The organism is Streptomyces sp. NPDC055506 (assembly GCF_053643595.1).
This window is the reverse complement of record NZ_JBSHKH010000084.1, coordinates 14,068-31,716: the sequence shown is the minus strand read 5'-3', so window position 1 is coordinate 31,716 and position 17,649 is coordinate 14,068. Positions and strand designations below refer to the sequence as shown.

The following is a 17,649-nucleotide window of genomic DNA, read 5'->3' as shown; positions in this document are numbered from 1 at the left end:
ACTCGAACCAAGACTAACTGAACCAGAATCAGTCGTGCTGCCAATTACACCATAGGCCACTGGAACGCAAGCCCCTGAGGGGGTTCTTGTTCTAGTTGTGCGCCTGGGGGTTCCTGCCTTCCGGCCCGCTCCCCGCGGCGCAGGAAGAACATTACCTGAAGGTGGACGGGGCTCCAAAACGACTATCCGTGCCGAGCAGAGAGGGCAGTTCGGCGAGGGAGGCGATGCGGTGCGGACCGACGGGCGGCTCGATCGTGGCGTACATGCCGCCGCGGTCGATCCACACCGACAGCAGCCCGGCGTCGGCGGCGCCCCGCCCGTCGATCTCCGGGTGGTCACCGACGTAGGCGACCTGGTGGGGCGGCAGATCGAGGGCCGTGCAGGCGGCGAGGAACGCGCCGGCCTCGGGCTTGGAGACGCCGAGCTCGGCGGCGCACAGGATGCTCTCGAAGCGGTCGTGGACGCCGAGGACGCGCAGCTTGTGGTCCTGGACGTGGATGCTGGAGTTGGAGAGCACGGCGTGCCGGTGGCTGGCGGCGAGGGCGTCGAGGACGGGCAGGACGTCCGGGAAGAGGGTCCAGACCTCCTCGTAGTGGGCGCGATAGCGCCGGAACCACGCGTCGGCCTCGTCGTCGGTCAGCTCCTGGCCCAGGAACACCCGTACGCGGTCGCGCCGCTGGGCCTCGAAGGTGGCCTCCCCCGCCGCGAAGCGCGCCCATTGCAGATCGGTGACCTCCCGCCAGCGGGCGAGGGCCTGGTCGACGGTGTCGTAGTCGTCGAGCAGGCCCTCGGTCGTCAGATGGGCGCGCATGCCGAGGCGGTCGGCGCTGGTGTAGTCGAAGAGGGTGTCGTCGACGTCCCAGACCACGGCTTGGATGCTCATGGTGCGACCGTACCCACCTCGCCCCGCGCTCAGCCCAGGGTCATCGTGCCGGAGAGCGTGAGGTCCGGTCCCTGGCCGTCGCGGGGGCGGGCGCTGAGCTTCCAGGTGTAGCCGCCGGACGGGGCTCCGGCGCCGGTGTCGGTGGTGCCGTCCCAGGCGGGGCGTACGGCGGCTCCGGTGGAGGCGCCGGTCAGGGTGCGGACGACGGTGCCGGAGGCCGTGGTCAGGGTCAGGGTCCAGGTGGACGGCTTGTTCAGCTGCCAGACCGGTGACCAGGGGAACGATCTGCCGATCACGGACGGCGAGTAGACCTGGGCCTCCGTCTGCGCGAGCGGTGAGGTGGGGACGCCGCTGGTGACGATCGACACCTCGCCGTAGGTGCCGTTGAGGTAGGCGATGTGGCCGCCGAAGCGGTCGACGGCCCAGCGGCCGTTGCTGCCGCCGGTGTTCTGGTCGGCGGCCGGCAGCTTCACCAGGGTGCGGGTGGTGGCCGTACCGGTGTGGAAGTCGGTGAGCAGCAGGTCGTGGGTGGTGCGGTTCTCGCGGAGCAGGAAACCGTCGGCGAGGCGGGCCGGGCCGATGTCGGCCGGGACCGTGATCTTGCGGTTCGTGGCCCGGTCGTAGACGCCCGCCGAGGTGCCGCAGGACCAGTACAGCCAGGTGTTGACGGCCTGGATGTCGGTGGGGGTGCAGGGGGCGCCGGTGGCGATGGTGGTGGTCGTGCCGGTCTTGAGGTTGCGGCCGGTGACCGCGCCCTGGGTGCTGCCCGGGGTCCACAGGGTCTGTCCCCAGACCGCGGCGGCGGTGCGGTCGCGGGTGAGGGTGGTCTCGCCGCCGGTCGCGCCGCGCGGGAAGTCGACCACCCGCTGCTTGCCGGAGGCGCCGTTGTAGAGCAGGTAGCGGCCCGAGCTGCCGCCGATCCGGCCGCCGGAGTCGCCGTCCGTGGGCTCGCTGAGCGTGGTGGTGGTGTCGAGGCCGACGTTGACGACGGATTCCTGGCCCGTCCCGTCGGTCCACAGCTGGCCGACCCGGCCGTCGCCCAGGGCCTCCAGCTGGGGGCAGGCGGCGTCGCCGGAGAGGCAGGTGGGGGCGGTCATGGCAGGGCTGCGGCGAGTCTGCTCACCGGTGGGACGGCCGTCGGAGGCCAGCTGGAAGCCGCTGTAGCGGAGCGAGGCGCCCGGTGTCGCGCCGTGGAGGAACAACTCGCCGCCGGCGACGGCCAGTCCCTGTACTCCGGTCGCGGCGGCGGGGACCCGGGCCACCTTGGTGGTGGTGAGGCCGCCGCTGCCGGTGAGGGTGATCCGGTGGATGTCCCAGTCGAGGCTGGAGGGGCCCGCGGTGGCCAGTGCTCCGCCGTCCAGGGTCGGGCCGATTCCGCCGAAGGACGAGGTGAGCACGGTGCTCGAGGCGCCCGTGACGAGGGAGCGGGCGGTCAGCGCGGCCTCGGTGCCGCCCAGGACGAAGGTCGGGTTGCCGAGCAGGAGTTGGTCGCCGACGACGGCTTCGAGCTGGGCGTCGGTCCTGGTGAGGGCGGTGGGCTCGGTGCCGGGTTCGGCGTCCACCCGGATCGCCTTCCAGTCGGCGACCAGCCAGCGGTCGTTGAAGGCGAGCTGCGGGGCCGCCGCATCGCTGGTGACGTATGTGCGGAAGGCGCCGTCGGAGAGGTCGATCAGGCCCACGGACGTCTTGTCGTCCAGGACGTAGACGATCGCGAGGCGGCCGACCGAGCCGCCGGGGCGGTAGTGGACGGGCCGGGCGCCGGTGGGCAAGCCGGTGACCGGGGTGTCCGTGGTTGTGCCGTCGGCGGCGGCGCGCAGGACATGCAGGGCGCCGGTGCCGTCCATGGTCAGCACGCTCCAGCCCGCGGCGGCCCGGTAGGCGTGGCCGGAGGGGATCGTGACGGTGGCGGTGACGCCCGTGGAGCGGTGCCTCTGGGTGACGGTCTGGCCGTTGCGGGTGTTCACGACGTCGGTGCCGCTGGCCAGGTCCTCGGGCCCGGCGTGGGCGGGCGGGACCGTGTCGGGGTAGTCGACCGTGGTGACCGAGGTGGTTCCCGGCCGGTACTGGAAGCCGGACGCGCCGGCCCACGGGTAGTCGACGGTGACGCGCTTCTCGGTGGCGAGCCGGACCGTGCCGACCGGCGCCTCGACGTCGGGTGCAGCCTGCGCGGGCGCGGCCGGCAGCACGGTGCAGGACAGGGCCACCACCCCGCCGACGGCCGCGTGGACAAGTCTTCGTGAACGGCTCATGTTCCCTCCCCCTGTACCAGGGCGCACACGCACACCGTGTGCACAGGGGACATCCAATGTCCCCTCGGGAAGCCGGAGTTGGCTGGAAGGGTGAACTCCGGGTGACGGCCGGGCGGACACGACGAGGGCGGCGCCCGAAGCGGACGCCGCCCTCGTGGTGTGTGGTGCGTTACGCGGCCAGCTTCGCCAGCGCCGCGTCGATCCGGGCCAGGGTCCGCTCCTTGCCCAGGACCTCCAGGGACTCGAACAGCGGCAGGCCGACCGTGCGGCCGGTGACGGCGACGCGGACGGGGGCCTGGGCCTTGCCGAGCTTGAGGCCGTGGGCCTCACCGGCGGCCAGGACGGCCTCCTTCAGCGACTCGGCGGAGGTCCAGTCGGCGGCCTCCAGCTTCTCGCAGGCGGTGCGCAGAAGGGCGTCCGAGCCTTCCTTCATGGCCTTGGCCCAGCTGGCCTCGTCCTCGACCGGCTCCGCCAGGAACAGGAAGTCGACGTTGTCGGTGATCTCGGAGAGCACCTTGAGGCGGGTCTGCGCGTGCGGCGCGATGGCCTGCCACTTCGTCTCGTCGAAGGCCTCCGGGGCCCAGGGGGCGAACGGGGCCTGAAGCCAGGGGCGGCAGCGCTCGGTGAAGTCCTTCACATCCAGCAGGCGGATGTGGTCGCTGTTGATGGCCTCGCACTTCTTCAGGTCGAAGCGGGCCGGGTTGGGGTTCACGTCGGAGATCTCGAACGCCGCGACCATCTCGTCCATCGAGAAGACGTCCTGGTCGGCCGAGAGGGACCAGCCGAGCAGGGAGAGGTAGTTGAGCAGGCCCTCGGGGAGGAAGCCGCGCTCCCGGTAGAGGTTGAGGGAGGACTGCGGGTCGCGCTTGGAGAGCTTCTTGTTGCCCTCGCCCATGACGTAGGGCAGGTGCCCGAAGGAGGGGATCTCCTTGGCGATGCCCAGCTCGGTCAGCGCCTTGTACAGGGCGATCTGGCGCGGGGTGGAGGAGAGCAGGTCCTCGCCGCGCAGGACGTGGGTGATCTCCATCAGGGCGTCGTCGACCGGGTTGACCAGCGTGTAGAGCGGGGCTCCGTTGGCGCGGACGATGCCGTAGTCCGGGACGTTCTCCGGGGTGAAGGTCAGCTCGCCGCGGACCAGGTCGGTGAAGGTGATCGTCTCGTCGGGCACCCGGAAGCGGACGATCGGCTCCCGGCCCTGGGCCCGGTACTCCTCGACCTGGGCGTCGGTCAGCTCGCGGCAGTGGCCGTCGTAGCCGGAGGGCTTGCCGGCGGCGCGGGCGGCCTCGCGGCGGGTGTCCAGCTCGTCCTGGGAGCAGTAGCAGCGGTAGGCGTGGCCGGCGTCGAGCAGCTTGGCCGCGACGTCCTGGTAGAGGTCCATGCGCTGCGACTGGCGGTACGGCGCGTGCGGGCCGCCGATCTCGGGGCCCTCGTCCCAGTCGAAGCCCAGCCAGCGCATCGAGTCGAGCAGCTGGGTGTACGACTCCTCGGAGTCGCGGGCCGCGTCGGTGTCCTCGATGCGGAAGACCAGAGTGCCCTGGTGGTGCTTGGCGAACGCCCAGTTGAACAGGGCGGTGCGCACCAGGCCCACGTGGGGGTTACCGGTGGGCGACGGACAGAAACGGACGCGTACGGGAGTGCCGGGTGCGCTAGCCACGCTTGACAACCTTGTTGGTGAGAGTGCCGATGCCTTCGATGGTGACGGCGACCTCGTCGCCGACGTTCAGGGGGCCGACCCCAGCCGGGGTGCCCGTGAGGATCACGTCGCCGGGGAGCAGCGTCATGGCCTCGGAGATGTTGACGATCAGGTCCTCGATGGAGTGGATCATCTCGCTGGTCCGGCCCAGCTGGCGCTGCTGGCCGTTGACCGTGAGCTGGATGGTGAGGTCGGCCGGGTCCAGGTCCGTCTCCACCCAGGGGCCGAGCGGGCAGGAGGAGTCGAAGCCCTTGGCCCGGGCCCACTGCTTCTCGCGCCGCTGGACGTCGCGGGCGGTGATGTCGTTGGCGCAGGTGTACCCGAAGATCACGTCCCGGACGCGCTCGCGCGGGACCTCGCGGCACATCCGGCCGATGACGACGGCCAGCTCGGCCTCGTGGTGCAGTTCCTCGGAGAAGGAGGGGTACTGGATGTCGTCGCCGGGGCCGATCACCGAGGTGGAGGGCTTGAAGAAGGCGAAGGGGGCGTCGGGGACCTCGTTGCCGAGTTCCCTGGCGTGCTCGGCGTAGTTGCGGCCGAAGGCCACGACCTTGTTGGGGAGCACCGGGGGCAGCAGCCTGACCTTGCTCACCGGGACCTTCGTACCGGAGAGTTCGAAGTCCGCGAACGGGATGCCCTTGATGATGTCCAGGACGAGCTCGTCCTGCTTTTCGCCCTCGATGGCGCCGAAGGCGACGTTCCCGTCGATGGAGAATCTGGCGATGCGCACGGGATGCTTGGCCCCTTGACTGAAGCGGCTGGAGTCTGACGCTCCAGGCTAACGCGGGCGGGTGTCCGCGCCGTGCTCAATATGAAGGGCGCCCCCCGCTGTCGGAGGGCGCCCTCGATGTTCGTGTCCTGCCGCCTTGAGCAGTCGGCGGCCGGTGCGCGTACTACCTGGTGTCACACCGCGGCCGCGGCGGCCGCGACGGGGACCTCGGTGAGGATGGTGCGCTTGGGGTTGGCGGTCTGCGCGGGGAGATCGACGCTGTGCTCCGGCTGCTCCGGCGTCTGCAGTTCGTCGGCGTCGTCCAAGTGCGCCAGCGTCGTGCGTCGCGGGTTGGCGATCTTGTGGAACATCGTCGTCGTCTTCACTGTTTACTTGACCCTGTCCTGTGACGGCGCCGGGCGGGTCCTCGGACCTCGCACCGGGCGCGGGTTGTCGGTTTTGCCATCGCTGTAAAGCGTCAGGCTAAACACGGGATTCCCGGCCCAATCGCGGAGGGGCCATGATCAGCATGTGAGTTTCCTCACGAATCAGAGTCCGAATCGGTCAATCCGGACTCATGCCCCACCCCCACGAAACGGACATTGGCCCCCTGAAGCCATCATTCCGCTCCTGATCATGGCGACTGGGACACCCGTCATGGCCCTGCGACTCGCGGGCTTACGTCCGAAATGGACGAACTCACTTTCTACGACCGGTGATCCGGCCCTCACGTGGTGTCACCTATGTCACGGCCTGGCCTACGGGCCTTGTTGGAGATCCTGTGCTGTGCTGGAATCTCACGGACCGCCGCAGGATCGAGCCGGCGCACAGGGGGCGCACAGACGCGCCGAGTGGCGGCGAGAAGGGGGAGCCAGCGCCGGTCACTCACGACCACCACGGGGGCGTACTCAGGGCGTCCCCAGAACGCCGACACCGTGCTCCGCCGCTGACGCGACGGGGTGCCTGGTCCAGAGGTTGCGACGCTAGTGCAGGGACGTTTCAAGAGGGATGGCAGCGCTTCGGCGGAGCCGGAGCCGCACGGCGGGACTGGCGCCATGAAGGGCGGCCCCGCGCCCCAGCACGCCCAGAACCCGGGCTCGGCCGGCGACGGCGGTGAGCACTCCGGGCGATCCGGTCCATCGGCCCCCTCGGGGGCCTCGAATCCGTCTCCGGCGCTGAAGCCGCCGACGGGCCCCACCGGCCCCGGCCCGCGAATAGCCCTGCGCAACTGGCGCATCTCCACCCGACTGGTCTCGCTGCTCGCCCTCCCGGTGGTCGCGGCCACCTCGCTGGGCGCGCTGCGTATCAACCAGTCCATGGACGACATCCAGCAGCTCGACAACATGAAGCTGCTGACGGACATGACCAAGCAGGCCACCGAGCTGTCGGCCGCGCTCCAGGAGGAGCGCGACCAGTCGGCCGGCCCGCTCGCGCACGGCGGCAAGGCGACCGACTTCACGGTCAAGGGTCTTCGCGAGAAGACCGACCGGGCGAGGAAGAACTTCCTCGACAGTTCCGAGCAGATCGACAGCGCCAGCAAGGACGGCAACCTCAAGGGCGTCCGCGAGTACCTCATCCAGCTCGCCGGCGAGCTGGGCGACCTGGAGCAGATCCGCAAGGGCGCCTACGCCTCCGAGGGCAACTCCACGCAGACGATCGAGGCGTACCACCGTCTGATCGAGAACCTGATCGACCTCTCCCAGGACATGGCCGAGGCGACCAGCAACCCGGACATGATCCAGCGCACCCGGGCACTGGCGGCCTTCTCCTCCGCCAAGGAGTACTCCTCCATCCAGCGCGCGGCCCTCGCCGCGGCGCTGCCCGCGAGCAACACCACGACCGGCAAGCTCTCCCCGAACGACCGGCTCTACGCCGAGTCGTCCCTGGAGAGCCAGAAGTCCGAGATCCGCAGCTTCAAGAGCATCTACGGCGAGGACTCCGCCGCCGAGCTGCTGAAGCCGATCGAGGACGGCGGCAACTCCACGATCAAGGCCACCGACACCTACGCGGGCCGTGCCCTGGTCTCCGCGAGCGGTCTCGCCCAGCAGGACAAGCGGTCCTACCGCGACTGGCTGGACGACAGCTCCACCAAGATCCAGCAGATGAAGAACATCGAGCACACCCTGCTCGAGGAGATGGAACAGAAGGCCCGCGAGCTGCGCAGCGCCACGGAGCGCGACGCGATCATCTCCGGTGCGCTGATCCTGATCGTGCTCGGTGTGTCGCTGGTCGGCGCCTTCGTCGTGGCCCGCTCCATGATCCGCTCGCTGCGCCGCCTGGAGGAGACCGCGACCAAGGTCGCCTCCGACCGGCTGCCCGAGTTGGTCAAGCAGCTGTCCGAGTCCGACCCGCAGGACGTCGACACGTCCGTGGAGTCGGTCGGTGTGCACTCCCGGGACGAGATCGGCCGGGTGGCCGCGGCCTTCGACGACGTGCACCGCGAGGCGGTCCGCCTCGCCGCCGAGCAGGCCCTGCTGCGGGGCAACGTCAACGCGATGTTCACCAACCTCTCGCGCCGCTCCCAGGGTCTGATCCAGCGCCAGCTGTCGCTGATCTCCGAGCTGGAGTCCCGCGAGGCCGACCCGGACCAGCTGTCCTCGCTGTTCAAGCTCGACCACCTCGCCACCCGCATGCGCCGTAACGGCGAGAACCTCCTCGTCCTCGCGGGTGAGGAGCCCGGCCGCCGCTGGACTCGTCCGGTCCCGCTGGTCGACGTGCTCCGCGCCGCCGCGTCCGAGGTGGAGCAGTACGAGCGCATCGAGCTGGCCGCCGTGCCGACCACCGAAGTGGCCGGCCGGGTCGTCAACGACCTCGTGCACCTGCTCGCCGAGCTGCTGGAGAACGCGACCTCGTTCTCCTCGCCGCAGACCAAGGTCAAGGTCACCGGTCACGCGCTGCCCGACGGCCGGGTGCTGATCGAGATCCACGACACCGGTATCGGCCTGTCGCCGGAGGACCTGGCCGCGATCAACGAGCGGCTCGCCTCTCCCCCGACGGTGGACGTCTCCGTCTCCCGCCGCATGGGTCTGTTCGTGGTCGGCCGTCTGTCGCAGCGGCACGGCATCCGCATCCAGCTGCGCCCGTCCGACTCCGGTGGTACGACCGCGCTGGTCATGCTGCCCGTCGATGTCGCCCAGGGCGGCAGGAAGCCCCAGCCCAAGCAGCCCGGCCAGCCGCCGCTCGGCGGTGGCGGTCCGGCCGCCGCGCAGGCCGCCGCCGGTGTGGCAGCGGCCCGGCGTGGCGCCGGTGCCGGCCAGGGCGGCGGCGCGCTCGGGGCGGGTCCCTCCGGTGGCGGTGGCTTCGGTGCCGCCGCGTCCGGCGCGGGCCGGCTCGGTCCGGGCCAGAGCCCGCGGGCCGCGCTGCCCGGGCGGGACGCGGACGGCGGCCGTCCGGGAGCCCCGGGCGGAGCGCGCGGACCCCAGGGTCCCGAGAAGTCCCCGTCGTTGTTCGATCAGGGTGCTCCCTCCGCGCCCCCGCAGGGCCGTCCGGCTCCGGCCGGTGCCGGGTTCGGGCAGGCCCCGGGTGCCCCGCAGGGCCTGCAGGCCGCGGGCACGAACGGGCCGCAGGGCCAGGACGCCTTCGGCGGGGGCCGGGGCTCGCAGCGCCCGGGCGGCAACGCCGAGCAGGGCCAGGGCCGTCGGCCGCAGCTGCCGCCGCGCGGCGGTCCGCGGGCCGAGCTGCCCGGTGGCGACCAGCAGCCGCGCGTGCCGAGCTGGAGCGACGAGAACGCCCAGCCGCCGGTGCCGCGTGCCTCGCTGGACGCCCCGCGTGGTCACGAGGAGCAGGACGTCTCCCGTACGTCCCAGATGCCGCGGATCGACGACCGGCAGGGCCCGGGCGCGACGGCGGAGATCCCGGCCGTGCCCGGCGACCGCCAGGGCCCCGGCTCTCCCACCGACTTCGGCATGGGCGGCCCTCAGCACTCGGACCAGTTCGCCACCGGCACGAACGGATCGCAGGACCCGGGTCAGTTCGTCCGCCCGGACGTCTTCGGCTCCCCGGCCGGCCACCGCGACCCGTCGTCCACGACGGGCCAGTACCCGGCGCCGCAGGCCCCGCAGTCCTACGACAACGGCTCCACGGGCCAGTACCCGGCGCCCCGCCAGGACAACAGCGGCAGCCAGTACCCCGTGGCGCGCCAGGACAACGGGGCGACCGGCCAGTATCCGGCGCAGCGCCAGGACAACGGCTCCACCAGCCAGTACCCGGCACCTCGCCAGGACGGCGGCTCCGGCCGGCCCACCCTTCCGGGTCCGGCCACCCCGGCCGACCCCGGTGGCACGGGCCAGTTCGAGCGGCCGCAGGTCAACGGCGGCCGGGGCCCGGCGGACTTCGGCGCCCCGCGTCCGCCCGCCCCGCAGGCCCGGCCCGCCCGGCAGGAGCCCGAGGCCCTGCCGCCGGCCTCCGGTCCGGGCGACGGTCGGACGCCGCTGTACGACACACTGGAGACCAACTGGTTCCACGGCCAACACGGCCAGCAGGAGCAGGAGCGGCAGCCGCAGAACAACGGCTCGGCTCCGGCCCCGCAGCAACCGCAGGGACCCACCGGTCCGCAGCGGTCGTCCGCCCCCGCCGGCTGGCGCAGTTCACCCAACGACGATCTCGGCCGCCAGGCCGAGCGCGTCCGCCAGCCCGCCGCGGGCGGTGTCACCACCTCCGGCCTGCCGCGCCGTGTGCCCCGGGCGAACCTCGTCGCGGGCACGGCTCAGCAGCAGCCGGCGCAGCAGAGTGGTCCGCAGATCTCCCGGGCGCCCGATGACGTCCGGGGCCGGCTGACCAATCTCCGTCGCGGTATCGCACAGGGTCGTCAGGCCGGGTCCACCCAGACCGGCAGCTTCCCTCGACCCTCTCACCAGCAGGAGCGTTAGTTGAGTCCGATGAGCCAGGCGGCACAGAACCTCAACTGGTTGATCACCAACTTCGTGGACAACACCCCCGGGGTGTCCCACACCGTCGTCGTGTCCGCCGACGGTCTCCTCCTGGCGCTGTCGGAGGGCTTCCCGCGCGACCGCGCGGACCAGCTCGCGGCCGTCGCCTCCGGCCTGACGTCCCTGACGGCAGGCGCCTCCCGGATCTTCGAGGGCGGCGACGTCGCGCAGACGGTCGTGGAGATGGAGCGGGGGTTCCTGTTCCTGATGTCCGTCTCGGACGGCTCGTCGCTGGCCGTCCTGGCACACCCCGAATGCGACATCGGCCTCGTCGGCTACGAGATGGCGCTCCTGGTCGACCGCGCGGGCGCGGTCCTCACCCCCGACCTGCGAGCTGAGCTCCAAGGCAGTCTGCTCCACTGAACGGCCCGGCACCACCCGTCTCACCACATCACCGTCCGGCCGCCACACACCCCACACAGGCCCCGTCAGACGGCTCGACTGACCGACTTGCTGTCCCGCCCGGAGGACCCATGACCCCGCCCCCCGCCTCTCATGATCCGTACGCGGAGCCGTACGAGGACGAGGGCGACCAGCCGCTGGTACGGCCTTACGCCATGACCGGCGGCCGGACGCGGCCGCGCTACCAGCTGGCCATCGAGGCTCTGATCAGCACGACCGCGGACCCCGCGGCACTCATGGGGCTGCTGCCGGAGCACCAGCGCATCTGCCACCTGTGCCGTGAGGTGAAGTCGGTCGCCGAGGTCTCGGCGCTGCTCAACATGCCGCTGGGTGTGGCCAGGATCCTCGTCGCGGACCTCGCGGAGGCCGGTCTCGTCGCGATCCACCAGCCGGGCGGCGACGACGCCACCGGCGCACCGGACGTGACACTGCTCGAAAGGGTGCTCAGTGGACTTCGCAAGCTCTGACGCGGGGCGTTCCACCACGTCCGCGAAGATCGTGGTGGCAGGCGGCTTCGGCGTGGGCAAGACCACGTTCGTCGGCGCCGTCTCGGAGATCAACCCGCTGCGCACGGAGGCCGTCATGACCTCCGCCAGCGCGGGGATCGACGACCTGACCCACACCGGGGACAAGACCACCACCACGGTGGCCATGGACTTCGGCCGTATCACCCTGGACCAGGACCTGATCCTGTACCTCTTCGGCACGCCGGGCCAGGACCGCTTCTGGTTCATGTGGGACGACCTGGTGCGCGGCGCCATCGGCGCTGTGGTCCTGGTGGACACGCGCCGGCTGGCCGACTGCTTCCCGGCCGTCGACTACTTCGAGAACAGCGGCCTGCCCTTCGTCGTCGCGCTGAACGGCTTCGACGGCCAGCAGCCCTACCAGCCCGAGGAGGTGCGCGAGGCGCTGCAGATCGGGCCGGACACCCCGATCATCACGACGGACGCCCGCCACCGGGCCGATGCGAAGAGTGCCCTGATCACGCTGGTCGAGCACGCTTTGATGGCACGGCTGAGGTAGCACCCAATTCGAAAACACCATACGGCAGTTGTCGTAGATACACCGGAGCCGGCTGTGTCCTTTGACACGGTCGGCCAAGGTGTTCATAACGTTTCGGCAGAGGAATCGGGTGGTACGGCCACGCGTCGCGCACATCCGGTCTCGCTGCGCGCACAATCGCCCCGCCTTTTGGCGGGGCTCGCTCTTTATGACCGTTTTATCTGGGGCTTACATCGCTCGGAATCCCTGCCTCGGACTGTTTGGAAGAGCGCAGGTCGTCGTGCTGGAATGCCTGAACTGCCCAATAGTCAATGACGCACTCGTCCGTCGATGGCGTGTTGGGCTCTGAGACACTGCGGCACAACGTTGGTGCCGACCGCCGAGAGGTTGTTGGTCGAGTGAGGCGAAGCAAGAACAGTCCCGAGCCGTCGGCCCGGGGCAACTTCACCCCGCCGCCGCGCACAGCGGCGCCCGCCCCCGTGCCCGGTTCGGAGCCGACGGCCACGCCTGCCGAGAGCAGCGGCCGTCTCTCCCCGCGCAACTGGCGCGTGGCGACCAGGCTCAACGCGATCCTGCTCATACCCGTGCTGGTCGGCCTCGTCATGGGCGGCTTCCAGGTGAAGAGCTCGATCGACACCTGGCAGGAGGCCGAGGACGCGGAGAACACCGCGCGTCTGGTGCGCGCCTCCCTGCTGTACGCCAACGCCCTCTACAACGAGCGCGACACCTCGGCGGCGCCCCTGCTGAAGGGCAGCGCGCAGACCGCCCAGGACAAGGCGACCGTCGCCCAGCTCCGCAAGGACACCGACAAGGCGGCCGACGACTTCGACGCCGCGGCCCAGAACATGCCGGCCAAGCCCGGTCTGGAGCGCCGGCTGGAGGTGTTCCGCAAGCTGGAGCCGAAGCTGCAGACGCTGCGCCAGGTCGCGTACACCTCCAAGCTCAAGGGTGTGCAGACCGAGGAGGGCTACGTCGAGGTCGCCCACCCGCTGACGGAGTTCGCCAACGAGCTCGGCCTGGGCACCGGCAACATCACCAGCTACGGCCGGACCGTGTACGCCATCGAGCTCACCAAGGCGGCCCTGTCGCTGCAGCGCTCGATCGGCATGCACATCCTGATCAAGCCGGGCCCGGACGACGGCAACCTGGCCAGCCAGCGCATCGCCCTGTCCTCGTACGCCTACCTCGAGCGCATCGCCATGGGCGAGTACATCGGCGGTGGCACCGAGCAGGACGCGGCCAAGCTCAAGGCGGCCGAGGCCAAGATCAAGGCCGACGGTGCCGCGATGGCCCGGGAGGCCAAGGCCAAGAACCCGGACTACGTGCCCCCGCCGGCCAACCCGACGACGATGGTCTCGGCCGTCGCGACGCTCCCGAGCACCGACCCGAGCGCCCGCGCCGCCCTCGCCGAGAAGGGCGTCACCGCCGAGAACTGGTGGGCGGTCAACACGCTCAAGTTCAACGCGTACGAGAAGATCGAGACGGACATGGCCGACAAGGCCGTGAGCGAAGCGTCCGACATCGCCGACGGCGCCCAGCAGGACGCCTACATCACCGGTGCCGCCGTCGTGGTCGCCCTGCTCCTGGCCTTCATCCTGGCCGGCGCGGTGGCCCGCCAGATGAGCCGCTCGATGCGCCAGCTGCGCAACGCCGCCTTCGGCATCGCCGAGCAGCGTCTGCCGATGCTGGTCGACCAGCTCTCGCGCACCGACCCCGGCCGCGTCGACACCCGGGTCCAGGCGATCCCGATCACCACCACGGACGAGATCGGCGAAGTCGCCCGCGCCTTCGACCAGGTCCACCGCGAGGCCGTCCGGCTCGCCGCCGAGCAGGCCCTGCTGCGGGGCAACATCAACGCGATCTTCACCAACCTGTCGCGCCGCAACCAGTCGCTGATCGAGGGCCAGCTGACCCTGATCACCGACCTGGAGAACAACGAGGCCGACCCGGACCAGCTGGAGAACCTCTTCCGGCTGGACCACCTCGCGACCCGTATGCGCCGCAACGGCGAGAACCTCCTGGTCCTCGCGGGCGAGGAGCCCGGCCGCCGCTGGGACCAGCCGGTGCCGCTGGTCGACGTGCTGCGCGCCGCCTCCTCCGAGGTGGAGCAGTACGAGCGCATCGAGCTGTCCGGTGTCCCGGAGGCCGAGATCCACGGCCGTGCCGTGACCGACCTCGTGCACCTGCTCGCCGAGCTGCTGGAGAACGCCACGACGTTCTCCTCCCCGCAGACCAAGGTTCGCGTGACCGCCACCCGTCTCCCCGACGGTCGGGTCATGATCGAGATCCACGACAAGGGCATCGGCCTCACCGCCGAGGACTTCGCGGACATCAACCACAAGCTGGCCAACCCGCCGACGGTGGACGCCGCGATCTCGCAGCGCATGGGCCTGTTCGTGGTCGGCCGGCTGTCCGACCGGCACGGCATCCGCGTCCAGCTGCGTCCCTCGGGCGAGCAGGCGGGTACGACCTCGCTGGTCATGCTGCCCGACGCGATCACCCACGGTGGTGGCGGCGAGCAGCACGTGGACCGCGACGAGTTCACCGTCTCGCAGATCATCCCCGAGCAGAACTTCGGCGGCGAGAACTTCAACCAGCAGCCCATGCGCACGGCAGCGGAGCTCGGCTTCGACGACAGCCGCTACTCCGAGGTCCCCGACGACATACGTGAGCTGGACCCCGTCGGCCGCTCCCTGATGCGCGAGGAGCGCAGGGCGGCCCTGGAGGCCCAGTCGCACGAGCAGCCCGCCCTGCCCGGTCGGAACCAGCAGGACCCCGACGAGGGGCACGCGTACCCCGAGGACTTCAACGGGCAGCAGGGCTACGACACCGGCCAGGCCTACGACACGGGCCAGACCGGCTACCCCCAGCAGCAGCCCTCCGCGTACGACCGTCAGCCGACGTACGAGGACCAGCAGGCGCAGTACGAGGACCAGCGGCACACGGCGTACGAGGAGCCGCAGCGCCCCGCGTACGACGAGCAGTACTTCGCGCCGAACGGCGGCGTGCCGCAGAACGACACCTTCTCGCCGAACGGCGGCTACCCGGACCCCTCCTATGCGGAGCCGGCCCAGCAGGAGCCCTCGGCGCCGGGTGCGGGCGCGCCCGGCAGCTTCGCCGCCTTCGAGCAGCGTCGTCACCAGGACGACTGGCCGCAGCAGGACGGCTACCAGAACGGCTACCCGAGCCAGTACCCTTCTCAGGCCCAGGAAACGGAATCTGCGCAGGCCGCTGACGCAAGTGAGCAGGACCGCGTAGGCTTCGACCGTCCGGGACCGGCCCACTCCGCCGCCCACTCCATGACCGACGCGGGACTTCCCCGCCGCGGATCCACTGCGAGCGGTGCGAACGGCACGGGCGGCGCACGGCACACGAGCCAGGAGCCTCCGGCTTCCACCCCGGAGAGCACCGGCGACGGCGACTGGCGCTCGGCGAACGACGAGCGGTGGCAGCAGGCTTCGCAGCTCCGGAAGCCCAGGGCCGGCGGGGTCACCTCCTCCGGTCTGCCGAGGCGGGTACCCAAGGCCAACCTGATCGAGGGTGCCGCCGAGAGCACCCCCCAGGGAGGCCCCCAGGTCTCCCGCGCCCCGGAGGACGTCCGGGGCAGGCTGAGCAACCTGCGCCGCGGCGTGGAACGCGGACGCAACGCAGGCAGTGAAACGAACGGCCAGGGCTTCGGTCCTGACAGCACCTACAACCAGGAGCGTTAGTGTGAGCCCGATGAGCCAGGCGGCACAGAACCTGAACTGGTTGATCACCAACTTCGTGGACAACACCCCGGGGGTGTCCCACACGGTGGTGGTCTCCGCCGACGGACTCCTTCTGGCGATGTCCGAAGGCTTCCCCCGCGACCGCGCCGACCAGCTCGCGGCCGTCGCTTCCGGTCTGACGTCACTGACGGCGGGCGCATCCCGGATCTTCGAGGGAGGCGCCGTGAACCAGACGGTTGTGGAGATGGAGCGGGGATTCCTCTTCATCATGTCCGTATCCGACGGCTCCTCCCTCGCGGTTCTCGCACATCCCGAGGCGGACATCGGTCTCATCGGGTACGAGATGGCACTGCTGGTCGACCGAGCCGGTACGGTCCTGACACCGGACCTTCGTGCGGAGCTCCAGGGGAGCCTGCTCAACTAACGGACGGACGGTGCGTTTTGGCGTCCCGTGGCCGTAAAGTTTCGGGACGCGGCTCCACAGCGATGGGTGCCAGGCACAGTCGGAGGAGGAGAAAGTGGCAACACCCCCAGGCGGTTCGTCTTCGGGCAACTGGTCGTACGGCCCTGCCCAGGGCCAGAACGACGGTGCCCAGAACCCGAACCGTTACAACTTCCCCTCCACACCGAGCCACCGGCAGCCGTACGCGCCGCAGGGCCCCGGCCCGTCGCCGTACGACCAGCCACCGGCCCCGCGTATCCAGCCTGTGCAGCCGCAGCGCCGCACCCCCGAGCCGGCGCCCGCCGGGGCGTCGAACAACCCGCTGGTGCGTCCGTACGCCATGACCGGTGGCCGGACCCGCCCGCGCTACCAGCTCGCCATCGAGGCGCTGGTGCACACCACTGCGCAGCCGCACCAGATGCAGGGCCAGTTGCCCGAGCATCAGCGGATCTGCAACCTCTGCCGGGAAATCAAGTCGGTCGCCGAGATCTCGGCGCTCCTCACGATCCCTCTCGGCGTGGCCAGGATCCTCGTCGCCGACTTGGCGGAGGCGGGACTGGTCGCCATCCATCAGCCCGGCGGCGACGAGAACGCCGGCGGCCAGCCAGACGTGACACTGCTCGAAAGGGTGCTCAGTGGACTTCGCAAGCTCTAGCGGCGGTCCTTCCCGCTCCACCACCTCAGCGAAGATCGTGGTGGCGGGTGGCTTCGGCGTGGGCAAGACCACGTTCGTCGGGGCCGTCTCGGAGATCAACCCGCTGCGTACCGAGGCCGTCATGACGTCAGCTTCGGCCGGCATCGACGACCTCACCCACACCGGGGACAAGACGACCACCACGGTCGCCATGGACTTCGGCCGTATCACCCTGGACCAGGACCTGATCCTGTACCTCTTCGGTACGCCCGGTCAGGACCGCTTCTGGTTCATGTGGGACGACCTGGTGCGGGGTGCCATCGGCGCGATCGTGCTGGTGGACACGCGGCGTCTGGCGGACTGCTTCCCGGCCGTCGACTACTTCGAGAACTCGGGTCTGCCGTTCGTGATCGCGCTGAACGGGTTCGACGGGCAGCAGCCGTACAACCCGGACGAGGTGCGGGAGGCTCTGCAGATCGGGCCGGACACGCCGATCATCACGACGGATGCGCGGCATCGGGCCGATGCGAAGTCTGCGTTGATCACGCTGGTTGAGCACGCGCTCATGGCACGGCTTCGTTAGTCAGTAGCTGTGGGACAGCCCCTGGCGGCCTCTGGGTTGCCGGGGGCTGTTGCGTTGCCGGGTGCGGGTTGTGTGTGGTTGTTCGCGCAGTTCCCCGCGCCCCCAAAAGCAGGGCAGTTGCCGCGCCCCTCGAACAATCAAGAGAGGCCCCTCCGTGTGGAGGGGCCTCTCTCGGTTGCTGGGGGTCAGCGCCAGCTGTGAGGGGCTCGGAAGCCCGGCTCGCGTTCCAGGCGGCGCCAGCCGGCCTTGGCGCGGCCGCGGTGCGTCGGGGTCGGGTCGGTGGGGCGGGCGGCGGCGCGGGCCAGGAGGATCGCCGTGATGGCAGCGACTTCCTCGGGCTCGGCGTGGCCCTTCTCGACGCGGATGTCAGGGGTGTCCATGGGTGTCAGTCTCCGTGAGAGAGATGTCCGCCGG

At 70.6% G+C, this 17,649-nt stretch carries 14 protein-coding genes and 1 tRNA gene (1 of these 15 only partly in view); 8 read left to right on the top strand and 7 right to left on the bottom strand.

Annotation, left to right across the window (positions count from 1 at the left end; translation table 11 throughout):
* The 6 genes from ACWIF2_RS27225 to ACWIF2_RS27200 form a co-directional block, all read right to left on the bottom strand.
* Positions 1 to 57, bottom strand: a tRNA-Glu gene (locus ACWIF2_RS27225) (it extends 153 nt beyond the left edge of the window).
* 94 nt (positions 58 to 151) lie between these two features.
* Positions 152 to 883 carry an HAD family hydrolase gene (locus tag ACWIF2_RS27220; RefSeq protein WP_454363320.1) on the bottom strand — a complete coding sequence of 244 codons (732 nt, stop codon included), beginning with the start codon at positions 881 to 883 and terminating at the stop codon, positions 152 to 154.
* A 29-nt stretch (positions 884 to 912) separates the two neighbouring features.
* Positions 913 to 3,132 (bottom strand): FlgD immunoglobulin-like domain containing protein, encoded by a 2,220-nt coding sequence (locus ACWIF2_RS27215; protein ID WP_454363318.1) that lies wholly within the window; start codon positions 3,130 to 3,132, stop codon positions 913 to 915.
* A gap of 169 nt (positions 3,133 to 3,301) precedes the next feature.
* Positions 3,302 to 4,786 carry a glutamate--tRNA ligase gene (gltX, locus tag ACWIF2_RS27210; protein WP_454363316.1) on the bottom strand — a complete coding sequence of 495 codons (1,485 nt, stop codon included), beginning with the start codon at positions 4,784 to 4,786 and terminating at the stop codon, positions 3,302 to 3,304.
* Positions 4,779 to 5,555: a fumarylacetoacetate hydrolase family protein gene (locus tag ACWIF2_RS27205; RefSeq protein WP_399023332.1), complete on the bottom strand. Its 777-nt coding sequence runs from the start codon at positions 5,553 to 5,555 to the stop codon at positions 4,779 to 4,781. The genes gltX and ACWIF2_RS27205 overlap by 8 nt, the downstream gene beginning before the upstream one ends.
* 173 nt (positions 5,556 to 5,728) lie before the next feature.
* Positions 5,729 to 5,920 carry a hypothetical protein gene (locus ACWIF2_RS27200; protein WP_382496991.1) on the bottom strand — a complete coding sequence of 64 codons (192 nt, stop codon included), beginning with the start codon at positions 5,918 to 5,920 and terminating at the stop codon, positions 5,729 to 5,731.
* Positions 5,921 to 6,520: 600 nt separating this feature from the next.
* On the opposite strand from ACWIF2_RS27200, the gene ACWIF2_RS27195 reads away from it, so the two are divergent.
* The 8 genes from ACWIF2_RS27195 (at position 6,521) to ACWIF2_RS27160 (ending at position 17,235) form a co-directional block, all read left to right on the top strand.
* Positions 6,521 to 10,402, top strand: a complete 3,882-nt coding sequence (locus ACWIF2_RS27195) for a nitrate- and nitrite sensing domain-containing protein (protein ID WP_454363314.1) — start codon at positions 6,521 to 6,523, stop codon at positions 10,400 to 10,402.
* A 9-nt stretch (positions 10,403 to 10,411) separates the two neighbouring features.
* On the top strand, positions 10,412 to 10,825 hold the full coding sequence (locus tag ACWIF2_RS27190) for a roadblock/LC7 domain-containing protein (RefSeq protein ID WP_030231800.1): 414 nt from the start codon (positions 10,412 to 10,414) through the stop codon (positions 10,823 to 10,825).
* A gap of 110 nt (positions 10,826 to 10,935) precedes the next feature.
* The gene (locus ACWIF2_RS27185; protein WP_053668780.1) at positions 10,936 to 11,331 is read left to right on the top strand and encodes a DUF742 domain-containing protein; all 396 of its coding nucleotides are present in this window, start codon (positions 10,936 to 10,938) and stop codon (positions 11,329 to 11,331) included.
* On the top strand, positions 11,312 to 11,887 hold the full coding sequence (locus ACWIF2_RS27180) for a GTP-binding protein (protein ID WP_104781463.1): 576 nt from the start codon (positions 11,312 to 11,314) through the stop codon (positions 11,885 to 11,887). Before ACWIF2_RS27185 ends, ACWIF2_RS27180 begins: the two co-directional genes overlap by 20 nt.
* Positions 11,888 to 12,264: 377 nt before the next feature.
* The gene (locus ACWIF2_RS27175) at positions 12,265 to 15,576 is read left to right on the top strand and encodes a sensor histidine kinase (protein ID WP_454363312.1); all 3,312 of its coding nucleotides are present in this window, start codon (positions 12,265 to 12,267) and stop codon (positions 15,574 to 15,576) included.
* Positions 15,577 to 15,586: 10 nt separating this feature from the next.
* Positions 15,587 to 16,000 (top strand): roadblock/LC7 domain-containing protein, encoded by a 414-nt coding sequence (locus ACWIF2_RS27170; RefSeq protein WP_003993185.1) that lies wholly within the window; start codon positions 15,587 to 15,589, stop codon positions 15,998 to 16,000.
* Between the two features lie 94 nt (positions 16,001 to 16,094).
* Positions 16,095 to 16,673: a DUF742 domain-containing protein gene (locus tag ACWIF2_RS27165; RefSeq protein ID WP_184598587.1), complete on the top strand. Its 579-nt coding sequence runs from the start codon at positions 16,095 to 16,097 to the stop codon at positions 16,671 to 16,673.
* Positions 16,654 to 17,235 (top strand): GTP-binding protein, encoded by a 582-nt coding sequence (locus ACWIF2_RS27160; protein ID WP_009314218.1) that lies wholly within the window; start codon positions 16,654 to 16,656, stop codon positions 17,233 to 17,235. The genes ACWIF2_RS27165 and ACWIF2_RS27160 overlap by 20 nt, the downstream gene beginning before the upstream one ends.
* A 185-nt stretch (positions 17,236 to 17,420) precedes the next feature.
* Here ACWIF2_RS27160 and ACWIF2_RS27155 read toward each other — a convergent pair whose 3' ends face one another.
* Entirely contained in the window at positions 17,421 to 17,615 is a 195-nt protein-coding gene (locus tag ACWIF2_RS27155) for an acyl-CoA carboxylase subunit epsilon (RefSeq protein WP_190200977.1), read from the bottom strand.
* Between the last annotated feature and the right edge of the window lie 34 nt (positions 17,616 to 17,649).